Here is a 19005-nt window from a genome sequence, read left to right on the forward strand (position 1 = left end):
CTTCTTGAGTAAGATGAGTATAGTTCATGATGCAACTTTGACTTTGGTCGGTCGGAAGCAAAATGCTAGCTCATCTTGCTCCCTTTCAATAATTTAATCTCTGTTGCACTTCATTTGAGAATCCAAGCTTTTAAAAATCAGTTTCGCGATATGGGCACTGGCATATTTTGTGTGGGTCTTTTCTATTTGCTTCTGGTCATCGAGACCTTATTGAATAAATATTTTTTATAAAAGATGTCACTTATGCAAAACAATAAATTAAGTATTTTCAGACAACAACTCTATTTAGGTTTGATCGGTATCCTATTCTGGATTATTGGCGGAATTTTGACGTATCTGTTTGGGTAGCTCTGCAACAATAATGCCTTGACCCTTATTGATTTCAAAGGCAACATGAAGCTAATCAGGATAGCGAATAAAAAGCCATGACTTACCATTATCATAATGAAAGTATTGTTAAATCCCTGCCAGAAAACACTGTTTTTGTATTTGGAAGTAACATGGCAGGCCAGCATGGTGGAGGTGCTGCTAGAACAGCACTAGAACACTTTGGTGCAGTAATGGGTGTGGGGCGTGGCTGGTCCGGTCAGAGTTATGCCATTCCGACCATGAATGAGCATTTACAGCAAATGCCGTTATCGCAAATTCAGCACTATATTGATGACTTCAAGCTTTACACCAAGAACCATCCTAAAATAAAGTATTTTATTACTTCAATTGGATGCGGTATTGCCGGCTATAAAGTCGAAGAAATCGCGCCCATGTTCAAAGGCATTTCCCATAATGTCATTTTGCCGCAATCGTTCCGTCCTTTTGTAGAAAAGCCGCTCCCTAAAGTGACAGCAAAGTTTCTGCATACCATTTTTCGAGACTCTGTGATTTTCACGCCGGCCACAGATGAACTGATTGAAGTCCTCGCCCTAAGTGAAAATGAAAAAAGTCTGGCCAAAATCCTGTTAAATACCCAGATTTATCCAACAGATAGCAATGGACGAGAGCGGGTTTTTGAAATTGAAGATATTCTGCACAATCTAAGAGGAAAAATATTTGATTTTCAAGATAACTCAGAAGGTGCAATGTTATTTGGCGCGGTGATTTTGGCTTTATTAGAGCTGTATAATATCAATGAAAAAGACTTTATTGATGTCTGGAAGGGGAAACGGGAAATTTCGCCGCCCAAACCAGAAAATAAGGCACGTAAAAGTTTAAGATAATTCAAAAAGTATAAAAAAAGCCATGATCATCATGGCTTTTCTATGTCCGACGCTCTAATGTTTAGAGTGCTTAACGTTTTCCCATCGCACGACGGGTGCCACGTGGTGGCATCCAGGTACGGTCTGCATAACGCTGAGGTTTTGGTCTCAGATCTTCCAAGACTTCCTCTGCAGCAGACTGCTCGGCTTGTTTTATAGGAAAGGGCAAATTAACCAGCGGCTTTTTTTTGGGAGAATTTTGCGAATTCATGTGATCTACTCAATAATTTATGCGTTCTATTGTACAAAAAAATGAGCACTCCTGGGTACAACTCGTTCTAGTTAAATTTCTCACTTTCTTGGCTCAAAATTAAAATAAAAGCCTTTTTAAATCTCAAAATCTATATATTTTTTTCAAAAAAACTTCATAAAAAAGCTAGAAAATGCCAATTACTAGCTTCGATGCAAGCTGAATAAGCAGAGTTTGACCCGCTCAGAAATTCAATTTTCACCCCATATCCCACTTGTTATTACACAAAAACATCGCAAATTAACCCAATAGTCATACTGATTACCAAACAAAACCCGTTCGTTACTTTTAGCTACTTGTTCAGCAGCTGAGTTTTTTGATGATATTCACATAAATTGTTCAATACAAAAACAAAGAAACACAACGAACATGGAGTTCTGGTTTAATGAAAACAATAATGCTTTGTATGGCAGGTATGGCCTCTTTACCTGTGCTTGCACATGCAAATTCACCTTATTTCAGCTTGCAAGATGGGGATGGCTTTAAACGCTTTTCTGTATCCGTCGGTGCCTTACATGTCATGCCACAAGGCAAAGCTCAACCTTTTAAAGTCAATACGGCGGTCGAGAATGGGAAAAGCTATACCAATGGCCCTATTCAGGTAGACACCGTTTTAAATAATCTTGATCCAAATGAAAAACAGGAAGCAGTCAAAATTTTATTAGAAGGAATTGGCTTTTTCACTGGAGGCACATTACCTGCTGGAATGAGTGGAACGACACAGATCAATGGTCTTTCTGAATGGAATAATTCTGGGAGTGGCTTAGAAGCAGATGATGTGACCACCCTGGGGATCATGACCAACTACTTCTTTACCGATAATGTTTCTTTCGAAATGAAAGCCGGTATTCCCCCTAAAGTTGACCTGCAAGGAAAAGGAAAGATTTTTGCCCCTTTCTCTGGCACTGCAACTCCTACACTGGGAAGCATTACCCTTCCACTAGAAATTGAGTTAAAGAAAGATATTGAAATTACAGACTTAGAAGCTTATGGTGCAGCCGCTTCTGCACGTGCCTGGACACCTGCTTTTGAGTTTCAATACCACTTCGGAAAAACTGGTGTAAATAAATTCCGCCCCTATGTTGGCTTAGGTTTGCTGTATGCTTATTTTAATGAGCTTGAAATTAACCCTCGAACAGAACAAGATCTGATTGCTGCCGGACATATGATTGCAAATATTCTCGATGGGAAAGCGGGCGCATCTTTAGAAAATAAACCAAATAGCAAGGCAAATCCAAAAGTAAAAGTCGAAGCTTCGGATGCCTTCGCTCCGGTTGCCACTGTCGGTTTTACTTATGATTTTAATGACCGATGGTTCGCGGTAGGTTCACTGTCTTATGCTCATTTAAATAATGAGACAACGATTACTGTCACTGACTCAACATTCGGGAAACTAATTGAATCTAAGGCAGAAATTGAGGTTAATCCTATTCTCGCTTATGCAGGTATTGGTATTCGCTTCTAGCCCTCTTGTGCTAAAAAGCAGAGCATGGACTCTGCTTTTTTATAATCTACTTTAAGCTATAAAACTTTAAATTTTCATAAATAAAAATTATAATTCAATTAATTTTTATTTTATCGCCTCCCCCGATTGAATCGAATACTATAACAATTAACTCTATATTCACGACGCACTTATGGCTGACAGTCAATTTTCCAGAACACTCATTTTTATGCTAATTGGTGCTGCCATAATTTTGGCGCTGTCCTTAGGTATCCGTCATGCCTTTGGACTCTATCTGATGCCAATGAGCGAGGAGTTTGGCTGGGGTCATAATGTTTTTAGCCTGGCAATTGCCATGCAGAACCTGATCTGGGGTGCGGTCCAGCCCGTGACTGGCGCCATTGCTGACAAATATGGCAGTAAAATTGTCGTTGCGGTGGGTGGAGTCTTATATACACTTGGTTTGCTGCTCATGGCAGTCAGTTCGACGGGGCTATTATTAAACCTGAGTGTGGGAGTGATTCTCGGATTAGCCTTATCTGCGACCTCATTTCCAGTATTATTATCTGCCGTAGGTCGGGCAGCTCCGCCAGAAAAACGCAGTCTGGCAATGGGGATTGCCAGTGCAGCCGGTTCCTTTGGCCAGTTTATTATGCTGCCTTCGACTCTGCTCCTTTTACAAAATGTAGGCTGGTCAGCCGCTCTGGTGGTCAGTGCCATTTTAATTGCCCTGATTATCCCCTTGGCCTGGATGCTGAAGGCACCTCTGTATGTTGATCCAAATGCCGTAGCTACTGCATCTAAAAGCCCGCTTAGCTTTAAACAGATTCTTGTGGTCGTTAAAAATCATAAACCGTTTTGGTTTCTGGCCATGGGCTTTTTTGTTTGTGGTTTTCAGGTGGTCTTTATTGGCATTCACTTACCTGGCTACCTGATTGATCATGGCTTTAATACCACGACAGGTACGGCTTTCTTGGCACTGGTGGGTCTGTTTAATATTGTAGGGACTTATACTGCCGGCTGGCTGGGCGGCAAATATTCCAAGCCTCATTTGCTGATGGGATTATATGGCCTGCGGGCGATTGCGATCAGTGCTTTTTTACTCCTGCCTTTAAGCACCTGGACGGTATATGCCTTTGGTATCATTATGGGGCTGTTATGGCTCTCTACCGTACCACTGACCAATGGTATTGTGGCAAATATGTTTGGGGTAAAATACCTGACGATGCTGAGTGGTATAGTATTCTTTACCCATCAGGTCGGTTCGTTTTTTGGTGGATGGCTCGGTGGTCTTAACCACGATTTAAGCGGTAATTATAATGCAGTCTGGATGCTGTCGATTGCTTTGAGCATTTTCGGGGTATGGGTGCATTTCTGGGTTAATGAGGAGCAAATTGTCCATGACTGATTCTACTGCGCTACTGAAGCTCTTAATTATCATTGCCCTAATCTTATTACTGATTCTGGCTATTGTGCTCTGGAGTCAGACACCCCAGCTGTTTGAATATTTTAATCAGGCTTTTTGCGCGCACTGATTGGCAAAAACTCAAAGATGTAACTTGTTCTAAGCATTTGTGAAATTAGTCTTGTTCAACCAAACCCCTCTGACCCATTATTTATTTTTATATAGTTTTTCATAAAGTTATAAACTTTTTAGATTTCATAGACGCTGAATTTTCTCAGATTCCCGCTACTAAAAAACTCATCCGCCTTCGATAATGGTCGAAGCCATTAATCTGTTTTTCTATCCTTCAAATTCTGCTCTATTGATTTGATTTTTAAGAGTTATTCAGCTTATATTTCTGCTGACTTAAATTTAAACAAGCGGTAATCCACTTCTAAAATTACGTAACAAAACCTATGATTATTTTACTTTTCCTCACCTAATCTGCCTAGTGTATATGCCTTTTTCTGATTAGCTTATTCCTAAATCCAATCACTCAAGGAGAGGAAGATGAATGATATCCAGTTTGCAGATTGCGTGAAAACCTGTATGACCTGTTCCCTTACCTGTACCTATTGTGCAAGTGCCTGTTTAAAAGAAGAAGATCTTGAGATGATGCGGGAATGTATTCAACGCTGTCTGGACTGTGCAGATATTTGCCAGCTCTGTGCCCGCATGGAGCAGAAACAATCTCCTTTTATGAAAGAAATTTGTGAGCTTTGCGCTCAGGCCTGTGAATACTGCGCAGAAGAATGCGGCAAACATGAGCATGAACACTGCCAGCAATGTGCAGAAGCTTGCCGTCGCTGTGCGGCTGAATGCAGAAAAATGGCTGCCTGATCATTCACAAAGAAGTGTAGATAAAGTTAAAAAATCAGGAAAAATAAAAATCCCTCAATCTGCTTTGATTGAGGGATTTTTATTGACAACTGAACCGGGTGATTAGAACAGACGGTTCATGCCATTTAATGTTGCTACACGATAAGCTTCCGCCATAGTCGGATAGTTAAAGGTGGTTTCCACAAAGTACTTGATGGTATTGTGCGGGCTGTTCATCACGGCCTGACCGATGTGGATAATTTCTGAAGCGTTATTACCAAAACAATGCACCCCTAAAACTTCTAAAGTTTCACGATGGAACAAGATCTTCAACTCCCCAACGGTATCCCCGGTAATCTGGGCACGTGCCAGATGACGAAATGACGCCTGCCCCACCTCATATGGGATTTTCTCTTCGGTTAACTGTTGTTCAGTTTTACCGATAGATGAAATTTCCGGAATGGTATAAATTCCTGTTGGAATATCCGTAACTGGTGCGACGTTTTCCTCACCGTTCATGTTTGCACCGGCACAGCGACCCTGGTCATAGGCAGCAGAAGCCAGTGAAGGCCAGCCAATCACATCACCCGCAGCATAGATATTTTCAACTTCGGTCTGATATTGATCATTCACCGTCAGTTGACCACGGCTATTTGGTTTCAGGTTCACATTTTCCAGGCCTAGACCATCCGTATTACCTGAACGACCATTACACCATAAAATCGCATCTGCTTTGATTTTCTTGCCACTTTGAGTATGCAAGATCACATAGTCATCTGAAGTTTCCAGGAAGTCGATCTGTTCATTGTGACGAATTAACACGCCCTGCTCACGCAAGTGGTAAGACAGTGCATCAGAAATTTCATCATCTAGGTAGCTGAGCAACTTCGGCTGCGTATTAATGAGATCAACCTTATGACCCAAGCCGATAAAGATCGAGGCATATTCACAACCAATTACCCCTGCACCATAAATAATAATTTTTTGAATGGTAAAATCCAGCTCCAGAATTTTGTCTGAATCAAAGACACGCGGATGATTGAAATCAAGAATATCCGGACGGTATGGACGAGAACCGGTCGCAATCACCAGTTGCTGGAACATGATCGTTTCTTTAATCCCATCGGGTGCAAAGACAAAAATGGTATTTTGGTCCTGGACATAGGCACGGCCATGGTAAATATCAATTTTGTTACGGTCATAGAAGCGTGAGTGAGTGTCTACCTGCTGCTGAATGACTTTATGTGCATTGCGTAGCACTTGCTTCATCGTGAACTGTTTCCAGTCTCCTACTTTCTGGAACATTGGATCACGTTGATAACGGATAATACTGGATACCGTTTGACGCAATGCCTTACTTGGAATGGTTCCTACATGAGTACAGTTACCACCAAGTTGTTCACGCATATCAACGATTGCAACACGCTTGCCAGATTTGGCAAGTTTCATTGCCGCGCCTTCGCCCGCAGGGCCCGAACCTAGAACTACCGCATCGTACTTAACGAAAGTCCCACTAATGACCTCTTTCTTACGTGGCATTCAACGCTCCTTAAAATTAAAAAATTTTGCTTTAATCTACGCTATATTATGACGTAATTGCTGTCAGTTTGGTGTATTTAACTTACATATATTGTGTGATAAGAACATTTTTTAAATGAATAACCCTTTTCGCCCTATTTTGCCCAAGTTTCGTTATAATAAAAAAATACTAATGGTGATTATCTCCCTTCAAAATAGTGGAAAAGTTGAATATGTCTGAGAACCGTAAACCTGAACAGGGGGTCAAACTTCGCGGCGCAGAGAAAGTCGCTCGTATTCCTGTAAAAGTTGTTCCTACGGTTGAAACGCCTCGGAAGCCCGACTGGATTCGGGTCAAGATGGCAGCTCCGGAAGAAGTTCAGCGTATTAAAACTACACTTCGTCAGCAGAAACTGCATACCGTCTGTGAAGAAGCTGCCTGTCCGAACCTGCCTGAATGTTTTGGCGGCGGTACGGCAACCTTTATGATCATGGGAGATATCTGTACCCGTCGCTGTCCATTCTGCGACGTGGCTCATGGTCGTCCAAATGCGCTTGATCCGGATGAACCGCGCCATATGGCGGAAACCATTGCCAATCTGGGGCTAAAATATGCAGTGATTACCTCCGTAGACCGTGACGACCTGCTCGACGGCGGTGCACAGCATTTTGTGGATTGTATTAAAGAAGCACGTACTTTAAGTCCAAATACCCTGCTAGAAATTCTGGTACCTGACTTCCGTGGCCGGATGGATATCGCGCTGCGTATCATGACTGAGTGTCCGCCTGATGTATTTAACCACAACATTGAAACTGTGCCACGTTTATATAAAGCCATGCGTCCAGGTTCTGATTACCAGCACTCGTTAAATCTTTTAAAAATGTTTAAAGACTACTGCCCGGATATTCCAACCAAATGTGGTCTGATGGTCGGTATTGGGGAAACGGAAGAAGAAGTTATTGCGCTACTCAATGACCTGAAAGCACATGAAGTGGATTATGTGACCATTGGTCAGTACTTGCAGCCATCTAAACAGCATGCTCCAATTGACCGCTTTGTTACCCCAGAAGAATTTGAACGCTATGCTGAGCACGGCCGTAAACTGGGCTTTAAGAATATCTGGTCTGCACCTATGGTACGTTCAAGTTACTTCGCTGACCGTCAATATTACGGCGAACCTGTCCCAGCAGTACGCCGCAAAACTGACCCGGCTAAAAAAATTGCAGTTCAAACGCTTGAAGCTTAAAAAGCTTTAAAGCCAAAGCCCTCTAAATTAGAGGGCTTTTTTTGTGTGTATTTAAATAAATCTCGTTTTAGCACCTTTAAAGACCATATCTATAAAAGAATTTAATGGGCCGAATGAGCGAACAAAGATATTTACTTTGATTGGTTTTTAAACCCTCTCACGCCTACTAACTAAAAATTAAGTCATTACTTATCTTCACATTTCTTTGCGCGTTCTCACTTGAAGAATGCTCATTTTTCAAACAATCTCAAAAAATAGCTAAACGACTTAACGATATCGTTGAAATACTTGAAAACGATAATTCTCACAAGAACAATGCTGCGCTTGCCTGATTCTCAAATGATGCAAAAAGAGTTGATGAAATATTGCGAAATAAAGAGGAGGAATTCAGGCAAAGCTACTGTTGCATAACGCTGGAGAAATATAACAATGTTCTTTATTTTCGCTGTACTGCTTCTACTCCTGAGTTTATGGGCCGTTTTCTATTTTCAGCTCTCACGTAGCAGTGGAGCCATCGTGCTGCTAGTCATGTCGATGGTATGTACCTTTATCAGTCCCTGGTCACTCCTTCTGGGTATTCCACTCATTCTCATCAGCCTAGTACTGCTCGTTGCACCTTTGCGCCTGTCACTGATTTCCAAACCGGCGTATAAGGCACTCTCGAGTGCTATGCCCAGCATCAGCCCAACAGAACGTGAAGCACTGGACTCTGGTACCAGCTGGTGGGAAAAAGAACTGTTTATGGGTGCTCCAAACTGGGAAAACTTTAATAACTATCCTTATCCAAAACTATCACTTGAAGAACAGGCTTTTCTGGACAATGAGGTTGAAACCTTATGCAGTATGCTGGATGAATGGGAAATCCATGAGCAAAAAGCTTTACCTGACGCTATCTGGGCATATATTAAGGAGCACGGTTTCTTAGGTCTGATCATTCCCAAGGAATATGGTGGTCGTGCATTTAGCTCCTTCGCCCAAAGCCGGGTCATGAGCAAAATTTCCTCACGTTCTCTTACTGCAGCGGTTAGCTGTATGGTGCCCAACTCGCTTGGACCAGGTGAGCTGCTCTTACATTATGGCACCGAGGAGCAGAAAGACCGCTATCTACCTGGCCTGGCCAAAGGTGAGGAAATTCCCTGCTTTGGCTTAACCAGCCCCGAAGCTGGCTCAGATGCTGGTTCCATCCCCGACACCGGCGTGGTTTGTTATGGTCAGTTTGAGGGTCAGGAAGTGTTAGGCCTTAAAATGAACTTTTCTAAACGCTGGATCACCTTGGCACCGATTGCCACTGTCATTGGTCTGGCTTTTAAAATGTATGATCCCGATCATCTTTTGGGTGAACAGGCCGAGTACGGGATTACCTGTGCTCTGCTCCCTGCGAGTCATGAAGGTGTGAAAATCGGACCACGCCATAATCCTGGCTCGCCATTTATGAATGGTACAGTTGAAGGCAAAGACGTATTCATTCCGCTGGACTGGATTATCGGTGGGGTGAAAAATGCCGGTAAGGGTTGGCGCATGCTGATGGAATGTCTGGCGGTAGGCCGTGGTATTTCCCTGCCTGCCCTGTCTACCGCTAGTGCCGAAATGACTTACTTGAATGTCGGCGCTTTTTCTCGCATTCGCCAGCAATTCAAGATTTCAATCGGTAAATTTGAAGGTGTGCAGGAAGCCAATAGTGAAATTGCCAGTGATACCTATATGCTGGAAGCATTCCGTTATCTGGTTACATGTGGTCTGAATCAGGGGGGTAAGCCTGCGGTCATGACGGCCATGGCCAAATACTATGCCACTGAAACCATGCGTAAAGTGGTAAATCATGGCATGGATGTGGTCGGTGGCCGTGCTATTCAGATGGGTCCACGTAACTTTTTGGTTTTAAATTACCAAGCCATTCCTGTCTCCATTACTGTAGAGGGTGCCAATATTCTGAGCCGCTCCCTAATGATTTTTGGTCAGGGTTCTATGCGCTGCCATCCTTATCTGTATGAGGAATTACAGCTATTACAGGCAGAGGATCGGACAGCTGCCCTGCAGCCTTTCGATAATTTACTGTTCCAGCACCTCGGCTATACGTTTAACCGCGCAGCCCGCTCTCTGGCTTATGCTTTTAGCGGTGGTTCAAGTAATGCTCCTCAAAGCGCGACTGATTTTACCCGTGCTTATTACAAGGTCATTAACCGTCTGAGTGCCAACTTTGCTCTGACTGCCGATATGTGTCTGGGTTTATTGGCCGGCGATATTAAACGCAAGGAAATGCTATCTGGGCGTCTGGCTGATATTCATGCGCATCTCTTTATTGCTTCCTCCATCTTGAAATACTTTGAACACAGCAAAAAGACCGAGGCTGAGCGTTTACATGCTCAGCTGGCGGTAGAGAAATCACTTTATACTGCACAAGAAGGATTTTACGACCTGTTTGCAAACTTCCCACGAGGAAGCGCAGCAGCTATGGTGAAGTTAATATGTTTCCCATTTGGCCGCCCACTCAAAAAGCCATCAGATCAACTTAGACAGCAGGTGGCCATGAGCATGATGGAAGACAATGCCTTCCGTCAGTCTTTAAAACAACATGTTTATTATAATACTCTAGAAGATGATATTACCGGACGCATGGAATCTACCTTTAATATGTTACTTGAAATAGAACCGCTCTGGGATCGTTTCAAAAAGGCAGAATCCAAAAATCAGTTTAAAGGCCTGAGTTTTGAAGAGCGGCTCATAGATGCACAGCAAAACGGTTTTATTGATGAGCATGAAGCTGAACAGCTGCGTCATTACAATGCCAAACGTTATGACAGCATGCTGACGGATATTTTTGACCTGGAACTTAAAGAGGTACTAGAACTGGATAATCCACATCTGTCTCAAGCCGCCCAGCCGGAACCAGAAATAGCGGTTGAAAACGGACTCTATAAATCCTCTTCTGCGCCTGTGGCCTCCCTTGCAAAAGATGAACATCACAATCATAAAGAACCGGAAGAGGAACCTTTCCTGCGCTTTTAAATAAAAGCCTTAAAAAAGTGGCGTAACCGCCACTTTTTTACGACCATCTGACTATGGGTATCAACGATTAAAAACGTTAAGCTAGACTGATAATGAATGTGAGGGAAGATAATGTCACAACAAGATTATGAAAATGGCCTGAAAGTCCGTACTGAAGTGATGGGCGCAAATTTTGTGCAACGTGCTCAGGAAAATACCGTGCCTTTTACCCAGCCGTTACAAGACTGGATTAATGAGCATGCCTGGGGTTCGACCTGGCAGCGTGAAGGTGTATTGCCACGTAAATACCGCTCTCTGATTACGCTTGCATTTCTTACCGCACTCAAAAGCCCAACCGAACTTAAAGGCCATGTTCGAGGTGCCTTGAATAATGGTGCGACTGTTGAAGAAATTCAGGAAGTCCTGCTCCATAGTCTGCCTTATTGCGGCGCACCTGCGACACAGGAAGCCTTTCGCGCAGCACTTGAAGTAATTCAGGACTATCAGGCAAACCAGCAGAATTAAATAATCCGTTTATCTTATGGCAATAGCTTAAGCAGGATTAAAATTAACAACATACTTAGGCTATTCCCAAGTTAAAGACTTGGAGATAAAATCTCCCCTTTAAACATATATGTATGCCGGGCATATTTATCAGCCGAACCACTCAGTCGGTTGCTCCAGATTTATTTCTTAGACTTCAGATAAAAATATAACCGTAATACCAATCTTCCCGATATAAATGAATATATCGAATCCTGCTTCCTTAATCATTCTAAAAATTGAGCAATATGGTTGTCATCATAATCGCCTCTATATCATCATCAAACCTGTTGAAGCTCTGAGAGTGGTAAGCAAAGCAATAAGCAAGAAATATTAGAACTATAGCCGACACTTATTAAAACGATAATAAAATTCTGGTACTTCAAAACCTAAAAAATCCAGCTCAACTCACATGACTGACCAAGCCTGAATATTATCTGTGGATATAATACTGGGCAAAAATGATCAGTACGGCTGTATTACTACCTCCTACTGATAAGAAAATAAAAAATCCCTCAGGTGAGGGATTTTTTAATAACAAATTCTTTAACCTGGCAAAGGAATGTATTGTGAAGAACTATTTTGTGTCTTACGCTCACTTACCACCACGTCCAATATCAGGATTTTACCGTTACGTTCGACTTCAACCTGCATCGTACTGTTAGGCGCCTGTATGGCGACAAAGTTAATCAGATGCGATGCCGAAGTAATCACTTCATTATTAACCTTCAGAATTTTATCGCCACGCTGGATACCAGCCTTGGCTGCTGGACCATCTGCAAGTACTTCCGCAACCATGACACCAGTTTCTTTCGGCTGTAGCACATCATTTCGCTCACTTGGCAATAAGCTAATCCCCAACCAGCCACGTACTACACGCCCATCTTTTAAAATTGCATTCATGACCTGCTGACAAATTTTAGCCGGAATGGCAAAACCAATACCCAAAGATCCCCCAGTTTGCGAGAAAATTGCGGTATTTACACCAATCAGATTACCCGCTACATCAATTAATGCGCCCCCTGAATTACCCGGGTTAATGGCCGCATCCGTTTGAATAAAGTCTTCATAGGTATTAATCCCTAAATCCGAACGACCAGTTGCCGAGATAATCCCCTGAGTCACAGTTTGTCCCACACCAAAGGGGTTACCAATCGCCAGAACCACATCACCCACCTCATTGCCACTAAGCTTGAATGGCAGTACCGGCAATTGATCCAGTTCAATTTTAATGACAGCCAGATCAGTATCAGGATCGGTGCCGACGACTCTGGCTTCAGCACGACGGCCATCATGTAACGCAACCACAATCTGATCTGCCTGAGCAATCACATGATTATTCGTTAAAATATAACCATCCGGGCGTACAATTACCCCCGAACCCAGACTGTTTTCATTCGGGCTTTGGCTAAACTGCTCTGGCAATTGGTCACCAAAAAACTCACGAAATACCGGATCAGTCAGTAAAGGATGAGCCTGCTGTTTCACCTTTTGGGTAGTAAAAATATTGACAACAGCTGGTGCCGCGACTTTTACTGCTGCGTTATAAGAAACAATTCCGCCTGAACGTGTCGTATCAATCAGGGGTTCTACTTTTTCGGCTGGCATTTTGACGCCATCAGGCGCAATGGGTGCTTTCGGTTTTTGCAGTTGTTGCCACCCCAAAAAACCGATAATGACTAAAATCAGTAATACCCATGGTAACCATGTAAAGGTCCGGCGCACGTTGCAATCCTCTAAAATATTTTAATTCGTTGATGGCTAAGTAATTTGTGCTCTATTGTAATGCCAAATACATAACTAAACACAAAAATATGCCAAGATATTTGTGCAGCTTTAGTTACAATTAATCTTATATTTTAATGGTGACAAGTTTTTAAACTGGCGGAAATTTTATGGCAGATTTAAACGATATTATTCAGTGGTGTAATCAGACTTTATTTACGCATGAGTTCAAGGATTATGCACCAAATGGTCTACAGATCGAAGGCCGTACTGAAGTAAATAAAATTGTATGTGCAGTCAGTGCCTCACAAGGCGCAATTGAAGCAGCGATTGAACAGGGCGCCGATTTGTTATTGGTGCATCATGGCTATTTCTGGAAAGGTGAACCTTACCCCATTACCGGTATGCGCGGTAAACGGATTAAAGCCTTAATCCAAAATGATATCTCTCTGGTTGGCTATCATCTGCCTTTAGACAGTCATCCAACTTTAGGCAATAATGCGGCGATTGCAGATTTATTAGGACTGGAAAATATCGAACAGTTGGATCCGAGTGAACGCCATCCAATTGGCAATATTGGCTATTTAAAACAACCGATGAGTCCTGAATATTTTAAAAGCCATGTTTCAGAAAAACTTGGCTTTGATGCAATTCATCTTCCTGCGGACAAGACTCAAATCCATAAAGTCGGTTTCTGTACCGGTGGTGCGCAGGATTATATTCATAAAGCAGCGGCCGCAGATTGTGATGCCTATATTTCTGGCGAAGTGAGCGAACGTACTTTTTATGAAGCTCAGGAGCTGAATGTACATTATTATGCCTGTGGCCATCATGCCACTGAAAAATACGGTGTGCAGCGCTTGGCCAAAGCGATTTCAGAACAGTTTAATATTGAGTATGCTTATTACGAATTAAACAATCCGATTTAATTCTCGCTGACAGCATTTTTCAAGAGCTTTATTTATATATTTTCAGGATTTATTGTGTATTGTTATTTATACGCAATGCCCATTTTGTCCGATTATCTATTACAATAAAGCCACTTATTGTTAAAACCCAGCTAAATGCAAGGAATTGAGAACATGACAACCATTACTTTACCTGCTCTACCTTACGGTTATGAAGATCTTGCTCCTCATATCAGCAAAGAAACTTTAGAATACCATCATGATAAACACCATAATACTTATGTGGTTAACCTGAACAACCTGATCAAAGGTACTGACCTTGAAGGTAAAACTTTAGAAGAAATCATCATGGCAACTGCTGGTGATGCATCTAAAGCAGGTGTGTTCAACAACGCAGCTCAAGTTTGGAACCACACGTTCTACTGGAACTGTATGGCTAAAAATGGTGGCGGTAAAGCAACTGGCACTTTAGCTGCAAAAATCGACGAAGCTTTCGGTTCTTATGAAAAATTTGCCGAAGAGTTTGCAACTGCTGCAACCACTCAGTTTGGTTCAGGCTGGGCTTGGTTAGTAGCTGATGAAGTGAATGGTAAACTTTCTATCATGAAAACTTCAAACGCAGATACACCAATGGCTCACGGTAAAGTTGCAGTGTTAACAATTGATGTTTGGGAACATGCTTACTACATCGATTTCCGCAATGCGCGTCCTAAGTACATCTCGACTTTCTTGGAAAGCTTAGTAAACTGGGATTACGCAAATGCAAAATATGCTGGCCAACCTGCTGGTGTTGAGAAATAATTTTTTATTTCCTGCATAAAAATCACCCTTTATGGGTGATTTTTTTATTTTTAAGGCCAGGCTGCATATTAAAAAAGCAAATGATTCATTTCTTTACATGAATTGATTGACGGCTTTTGGTTTCCTGCCTAAAATGCCCCTCAGATTCTCCAATAGCTCAGTCGGTAGAGCGACGGACTGTTAATCCGCAGGTCCCTGGTTCGAGCCCAGGTTGGAGAGCCAATCTATTCTCCCATAGCTCAGTCGGTAGAGCGACGGACTGTTAATCCGCAGGTCCCTGGTTCGAGCCCAGGTGGGAGAGCCAAGATTTTTATAAAACCCACTCATTGCGAAGTGGGTTTTTTTATTCTTCCCTGTTTTAGTCTGTGTTTAATTTGAGTCAGTTTATATTTTTTGTGATTGGCTGCATGGCGAGTTTTGCCTTAATTTGCCTGCTCTTTCCACGCCTGTTTACCCGTCGGCAGAAGTTTTATCCCAAACCTGTCATTACTGCTTTTGAAAGCAGAATGTTTGTACGCCTAAAAGAAGCTTTTCCTCATCATCATATTTTGGCACAAGTTGCATTTAGCGCCTTAATCACTCATGACCACATGAAAATGCGCAATCAATTTAACCGTAAAGTAACCGATTTTGTGGTACTGGATCGTGAGTATAAGGTGGTTGCCATTATTGAGCTGGACGACCCCAGCCATATCGGTAAAGAACAGGAAGATGCGGAACGTGATGCCATGCTAATTGCAGCAGGTTATACAGTCATCCGCTATACAGACATTCCAAGCATCCGACAATTACAACAGAATTTAAGATAAGCACAACAGCTTATACTCAGCGGTATTTTAACTTCAAAACTCGCCTGATGGCCAAGGATTCGATTTTGAATCTTTTGGCTGCTTGCCTGCCCCAACACAACTTATCATTTTCCTGATTAATCGCCCTACTTTTAAAAAGTTGCCTTTTAAACTTTTCTTTGTATATTTTTAGGGTGATAAAATTTAACTTATCGTTTTATAATCTCTTAGAAAATAACATATAAGTAAGATGCAATGAGCCAGCTATTGCATTTCCGGTCATGATCATCTTACTTATTTTAATACTCCTTCTTATTCAGTGATCGTCCATTTATGCAAAACTCTATTCGTATTGGTATCGCAGGTTACGGTAATCTTGGCCGTGGTGTTGAAACTGCAATTCACAAAAATCCTGATATGCAACTTGTGGGTATTTTCACTCGCCGCGCACCTAGCAGTGTTACTCCCTGCTTTGCAGAAACTCAGGTTTATAGCATGGATGCATTATTAAATGATTTTAGCGATAAAATTGATGTGCTTATTCTTTGTGGCGGCTCTAAAGATGACCTACCGCAACAAGGCCCGATTTTTGCAAGTAAATTCAATATCGTAGATAGCTTTGATACCCATGCACGCATTCCGGAATACTATGCAGCAGTAGATGGGCCTGCAACTGCCAATAATAAAACAGCCCTGATCTCTATTGGTTGGGATCCAGGCATGTTTTCAATTAATCGTTTATTTGGTGAAGCTTTATTGCCAGATGGTGAAACCTATACATTCTGGGGTAAAGGCTTAAGTCAGGGCCACTCCGATGCAGTCCGCCGTGTACCAGGCGTGAAAGCCGGTGTTCAATATACCATTCCATCCAGCCATGCAATTGAACAGGTACGCAGTGGCGCTCGCCCTAACTTAAGCACTAAAGACAAGCATCATCGTGAATGTTATGTGGTATTAGAACAAGGTGCTGATGCTGTAACAGTTGAACAGGCTATTGTGACAATGCCGGATTACTTCGCCGACTATAATACGACTGTGAATTTTATCAGTGAGGAAACCTTACTGAAAGATCACCAGCGTATGCCACATGGCGGTTTTGTTATCCGTAGCGGCAATACCAGTGATGAGCAGGCTCAAGTCATTGAGTTTTCTTTGAAACTGAATAGTAATCCTGAATTTACTGCAAGCGTTTTAGTGGCATATGCCCGTGCCTGCTACCGCCTGAATCAAACTCAGCAGTATGGTGCCAAAACAGCATTCGATGTAGCACCTGGATTGCTTTCAATCAAAACACCTGAGCAATTACGTAAAGAACTGCTCTAAGGCCATTTAAATATAACCACTGATCAGGTGATCAGTGGTTATATCCTGTCTATTTAAGCAGAATGCTGTGATGCAACATTAAATATTTATAATGAGATCAGACAATACTCGTATGCGGATGGCATGAGCCTTCAACATTTGAAACAAGAAAAAGAAATCTCGTCCCGGATGCTCTGCGCCTGATAGCCAACTATGCAGCTGTTCAGTATAGACCTATAAAGTATCAAACCATCACCCCACTATTGAAGATCATAAGAACAACTAGTAAGGAGAAGCCTATTGGGTTTCAGAAGCAGCTTGACTCGCCTGAGCTTGCGGCTCTACCTTTAATTTCTCGGCGGCCTCTCGTGCTTCAATACGCGCGATCATCTCAGCTTGCTGCTGCTTATATTTTTCCTGATTTTTCGCATCACTGTTGACGGCCAAAAATGCCATGGTAATTAAAAAAATCGGGATACATAAAGCCAGTGTTCCAAGAATCACCAGCTTTTTAATACTGCGCTGTTGTGGCTGTTGCGACATAAACCGACCTGCTTTTCTCTATCATTCATTGCGCTGCCCAATATAACAAAATAAAGCAATTGCTCAAGCTATAAAAAGGAGCCGAAGCTCCTTTGGTATTAAGGACTGACACCAGCCGGCATATGCGTTTCAATAAACGATACCAGCAGATCATTACTTTTTACAATAGCTTCGGTATACGTTGCATTTGACACAGGTACAAAAGTGACAGCGGTACCCATATTTGCCAAGTTTTTCTGTAAAGCATCAGTGATTATATAAGGCACTGCCGTATCTGCCGTTCCCTGGATAATCATGACTGGCACATTGATTTTTTCAGTTGCAGGCTGGTTTTCAAGCAGGAACTTTTTGACTGAAGAATTATCTTGAAAGTTCGCAACCAATCCTGGATAATCAATAACAGTTTTCCCCGGATTAGTATTCAGGTAAAGATTAATATCATTAATATATTCAGTAATTAGAGGCTGTAGACATAATCCATTTTCCCCCGTCGTCCCTTCGGCTTTTTCAGCAACAATGCCAGCTCGTTCCGAAAAAATATTGCGATAGTTAAAAGCTGGTTCATAGGCCTTAATCCCGACGCCCACATAGGCTGCATAAGCCAGCAACTCAGCATAGACCGCTTTGGCCCTCTCATCTTGCCCAGCATCCACCATAGCTTTTAAAGCTTGTGGTGCTATTTCACCAATAATACGTCCTAAGCTTGATGCCGGAGCTGCTGCAACTGCTGCCTTATAATTTGAATCACGATCCGCAAACTCTGCTGTTGCCAGAGAGGCATGCCCTCCCTGAGATTGCCCGACAGATACCCAAGCCCCATTAAATCTACTGCCCTGCTGCTGTTTAAATGCTTTTACTGCATAAATTGCTGATTGAGCAGCACTATCCAGATTCAAATAAGGATGGATTCCCTGGGTGCCCAAACCCTCATAATCTGGTGCCACAATGACATATCCTTGTGTAAGCAGGCTACGTGCAAGCACTTTAAAGTTAGAGTTGAGCAGGTTATTCGTTGGCGCACATGAATCACCACTACCTACCGTACCATGTTCCCAGACAACGACACGCCAGCCATCTTTTGGCTGTGGTGTATTCGGATACAGAACCATCGCCGTAGCCTCAACCCGCTCACCACGTACATTTGGCATGTTATAGCGCATGACCTGAATATTGGATGCTTCCGCAAGTATATCTGCACTATAGGCTTTCTGACCCAAGAATACTTTTTCCTGGGGCTGAAATGAACTGTTATCATCATCGTTATGACACGCCGTCAGGAATAATGTCATTGAACACATCACTGCCAGACAGGTCTTTTTAAAACCGTTTTTCATTATCTTATTCATATGGTAATCCCTTATTGTTCTTTATAATTCTCATGCAAGAGCTTTGAATAAAACATAAAAAAAAGCATCCTTATAGGATGCTTTTGTAA

At 42.3% G+C, this 19005-nt stretch carries 17 protein-coding genes and 2 tRNA genes; 14 read left to right on the plus strand and 5 right to left on the minus strand.

Annotation, left to right across the window (positions count from 1 at the left end; translation table 11 throughout):
* Positions 1-425: 425 nt before the first annotated feature.
* On the plus strand, positions 426-1214 hold the full coding sequence (locus E2K52_RS03745; RefSeq protein ID WP_151203834.1) for a hypothetical protein: 789 nt from the start codon (positions 426-428) through the stop codon (positions 1212-1214).
* A gap of 70 nt (positions 1215-1284) precedes the next feature.
* On the opposite strand, the gene E2K52_RS03750 is transcribed toward E2K52_RS03745, so the two are convergent.
* On the minus strand, positions 1285-1464 hold the full coding sequence (locus E2K52_RS03750) for a hypothetical protein (RefSeq protein WP_151203836.1): 180 nt from the start codon (positions 1462-1464) through the stop codon (positions 1285-1287).
* Positions 1465-1888: 424 nt separating this feature from the next.
* On the opposite strand from E2K52_RS03750, the gene E2K52_RS03755 reads away from it, so the two are divergent.
* The 4 genes from E2K52_RS03755 to E2K52_RS03765 all read left to right on the plus strand — a co-directional run bounded on the left by E2K52_RS03755 (position 1889) and on the right by E2K52_RS03765 (position 5231).
* Positions 1889-2968, plus strand: coding sequence for an OmpW/AlkL family protein (locus E2K52_RS03755; protein WP_151203838.1), 1080 nt, complete (start codon positions 1889-1891; stop codon positions 2966-2968).
* A gap of 172 nt (positions 2969-3140) precedes the next feature.
* Positions 3141-4355 (plus strand): MFS transporter, encoded by a 1215-nt coding sequence (locus E2K52_RS03760; protein WP_151203840.1) that lies wholly within the window; start codon positions 3141-3143, stop codon positions 4353-4355.
* A complete protein-coding gene (locus E2K52_RS15570; RefSeq protein WP_264765937.1) occupies positions 4348-4482 on the plus strand; it encodes a hypothetical protein in 135 nt (44 codons plus the stop codon). Before E2K52_RS03760 ends, E2K52_RS15570 begins: the two co-directional genes overlap by 8 nt.
* Before the next feature lie 419 nt (positions 4483-4901).
* Positions 4902-5231, plus strand: a complete 330-nt coding sequence (locus E2K52_RS03765) for a four-helix bundle copper-binding protein (protein WP_151203841.1) — start codon at positions 4902-4904, stop codon at positions 5229-5231.
* Positions 5232-5333: 102 nt separating this feature from the next.
* Here E2K52_RS03765 and sthA read toward each other — a convergent pair whose 3' ends face one another.
* The gene (gene sthA / locus E2K52_RS03770) at positions 5334-6749 is read right to left on the minus strand and encodes a Si-specific NAD(P)(+) transhydrogenase (protein WP_151203842.1); all 1416 of its coding nucleotides are present in this window, start codon (positions 6747-6749) and stop codon (positions 5334-5336) included.
* Positions 6750-6961: 212 nt separating this feature from the next.
* Between sthA and lipA the strand changes: the two genes are divergently transcribed.
* From lipA to E2K52_RS03785, 3 genes are all read left to right on the plus strand, one after another.
* Positions 6962-7975: a lipoyl synthase gene (lipA, locus tag E2K52_RS03775; protein ID WP_151203843.1), complete on the plus strand. Its 1014-nt coding sequence runs from the start codon at positions 6962-6964 to the stop codon at positions 7973-7975.
* A 429-nt stretch (positions 7976-8404) separates the two neighbouring features.
* On the plus strand, positions 8405-10981 hold the full coding sequence (locus tag E2K52_RS03780; RefSeq protein ID WP_151203844.1) for an acyl-CoA dehydrogenase: 2577 nt from the start codon (positions 8405-8407) through the stop codon (positions 10979-10981).
* A 111-nt stretch (positions 10982-11092) separates the two neighbouring features.
* A complete protein-coding gene (locus tag E2K52_RS03785; protein ID WP_151203845.1) occupies positions 11093-11485 on the plus strand; it encodes a carboxymuconolactone decarboxylase family protein in 393 nt (130 codons plus the stop codon).
* Positions 11486-12049: 564 nt separating this feature from the next.
* Here E2K52_RS03785 and E2K52_RS03790 read toward each other — a convergent pair.
* On the minus strand, positions 12050-13228 hold the full coding sequence (locus E2K52_RS03790) for a S1C family serine protease (RefSeq protein WP_151203846.1): 1179 nt from the start codon (positions 13226-13228) through the stop codon (positions 12050-12052).
* Between the two features lie 170 nt (positions 13229-13398).
* Between E2K52_RS03790 and E2K52_RS03795 the strand changes: the two genes are divergently transcribed.
* The 6 genes from E2K52_RS03795 to E2K52_RS03820 all read left to right on the plus strand — a co-directional run bounded on the left by E2K52_RS03795 (position 13399) and on the right by E2K52_RS03820 (position 17048).
* On the plus strand, positions 13399-14157 hold the full coding sequence (locus E2K52_RS03795) for a Nif3-like dinuclear metal center hexameric protein (protein WP_151203847.1): 759 nt from the start codon (positions 13399-13401) through the stop codon (positions 14155-14157).
* A gap of 153 nt (positions 14158-14310) precedes the next feature.
* Positions 14311-14937 (plus strand): superoxide dismutase, encoded by a 627-nt coding sequence (locus E2K52_RS03800; protein ID WP_151203848.1) that lies wholly within the window; start codon positions 14311-14313, stop codon positions 14935-14937.
* Positions 14938-15083: 146 nt separating this feature from the next.
* A tRNA-Asn gene (locus E2K52_RS03805) sits at positions 15084-15159 on the plus strand.
* 6 nt (positions 15160-15165) lie between these two features.
* Positions 15166-15241, plus strand: a tRNA-Asn gene (locus E2K52_RS03810).
* A 61-nt stretch (positions 15242-15302) separates the two neighbouring features.
* Entirely contained in the window at positions 15303-15746 is a 444-nt protein-coding gene (locus E2K52_RS03815; protein ID WP_151203849.1) for a DUF2726 domain-containing protein, read from the plus strand.
* A 312-nt stretch (positions 15747-16058) separates the two neighbouring features.
* Positions 16059-17048, plus strand: coding sequence for a diaminopimelate dehydrogenase (locus E2K52_RS03820; RefSeq protein ID WP_151203850.1), 990 nt, complete (start codon positions 16059-16061; stop codon positions 17046-17048).
* A gap of 276 nt (positions 17049-17324) precedes the next feature.
* On the opposite strand, the gene E2K52_RS03825 is transcribed toward E2K52_RS03820, so the two are convergent.
* Both E2K52_RS03825 and E2K52_RS03830 read right to left on the minus strand, forming a co-directional pair.
* Entirely contained in the window at positions 17325-17570 is a 246-nt protein-coding gene (locus E2K52_RS03825) for a hypothetical protein (protein ID WP_151203851.1), read from the minus strand.
* 98 nt (positions 17571-17668) lie between these two features.
* The gene (locus E2K52_RS03830) at positions 17669-18916 is read right to left on the minus strand and encodes a lipase family protein (RefSeq protein WP_151203852.1); all 1248 of its coding nucleotides are present in this window, start codon (positions 18914-18916) and stop codon (positions 17669-17671) included.
* Between the last annotated feature and the right edge of the window lie 89 nt (positions 18917-19005).

This window comes from Acinetobacter sp. RF14B, assembly GCF_006864105.1.
Classification (GTDB): domain Bacteria; phylum Pseudomonadota; class Gammaproteobacteria; order Pseudomonadales; family Moraxellaceae; genus Acinetobacter; species Acinetobacter lwoffii_C.

Excerpts from the sequence above, each read along its gene's own strand:
- lipA (WP_151203843.1), top strand. The coding sequence starts at position 6,962 with ATGTCTGAGAACCGTAAACCTGAACAGGGGGTCAAACTTCGCGGCGCA.
- E2K52_RS03820 (WP_151203850.1), top strand. The coding sequence starts at position 16,059 with ATGCAAAACTCTATTCGTATTGGTATCGCAGGTTACGGTAATCTTGGC.
- E2K52_RS03780 (WP_151203844.1), top strand. The coding sequence starts at position 8,405 with ATGTTCTTTATTTTCGCTGTACTGCTTCTACTCCTGAGTTTATGGGCC.
- E2K52_RS03765 (WP_151203841.1), top strand. The coding sequence starts at position 4,902 with ATGAATGATATCCAGTTTGCAGATTGCGTGAAAACCTGTATGACCTGT.
- E2K52_RS03825 (WP_151203851.1), bottom strand. The coding sequence starts at position 17,570 with ATGTCGCAACAGCCACAACAGCGCAGTATTAAAAAGCTGGTGATTCTT.
- sthA (WP_151203842.1), bottom strand. The coding sequence starts at position 6,749 with ATGCCACGTAAGAAAGAGGTCATTAGTGGGACTTTCGTTAAGTACGAT.
- E2K52_RS03745 (WP_151203834.1), top strand. The coding sequence starts at position 426 with ATGACTTACCATTATCATAATGAAAGTATTGTTAAATCCCTGCCAGAA.
- E2K52_RS03830 (WP_151203852.1), bottom strand. The coding sequence starts at position 18,916 with ATGAATAAGATAATGAAAAACGGTTTTAAAAAGACCTGTCTGGCAGTG.
- E2K52_RS03760 (WP_151203840.1), top strand. The coding sequence starts at position 3,141 with ATGGCTGACAGTCAATTTTCCAGAACACTCATTTTTATGCTAATTGGT.
- E2K52_RS03755 (WP_151203838.1), top strand. The coding sequence starts at position 1,889 with ATGAAAACAATAATGCTTTGTATGGCAGGTATGGCCTCTTTACCTGTG.
- E2K52_RS03785 (WP_151203845.1), top strand. The coding sequence starts at position 11,093 with ATGTCACAACAAGATTATGAAAATGGCCTGAAAGTCCGTACTGAAGTG.
- E2K52_RS03800 (WP_151203848.1), top strand. The coding sequence starts at position 14,311 with ATGACAACCATTACTTTACCTGCTCTACCTTACGGTTATGAAGATCTT.
- E2K52_RS15570 (WP_264765937.1), top strand. The coding sequence starts at position 4,348 with ATGACTGATTCTACTGCGCTACTGAAGCTCTTAATTATCATTGCCCTA.
- E2K52_RS03795 (WP_151203847.1), top strand. The coding sequence starts at position 13,399 with ATGGCAGATTTAAACGATATTATTCAGTGGTGTAATCAGACTTTATTT.
- E2K52_RS03750 (WP_151203836.1), bottom strand. The coding sequence starts at position 1,464 with ATGAATTCGCAAAATTCTCCCAAAAAAAAGCCGCTGGTTAATTTGCCC.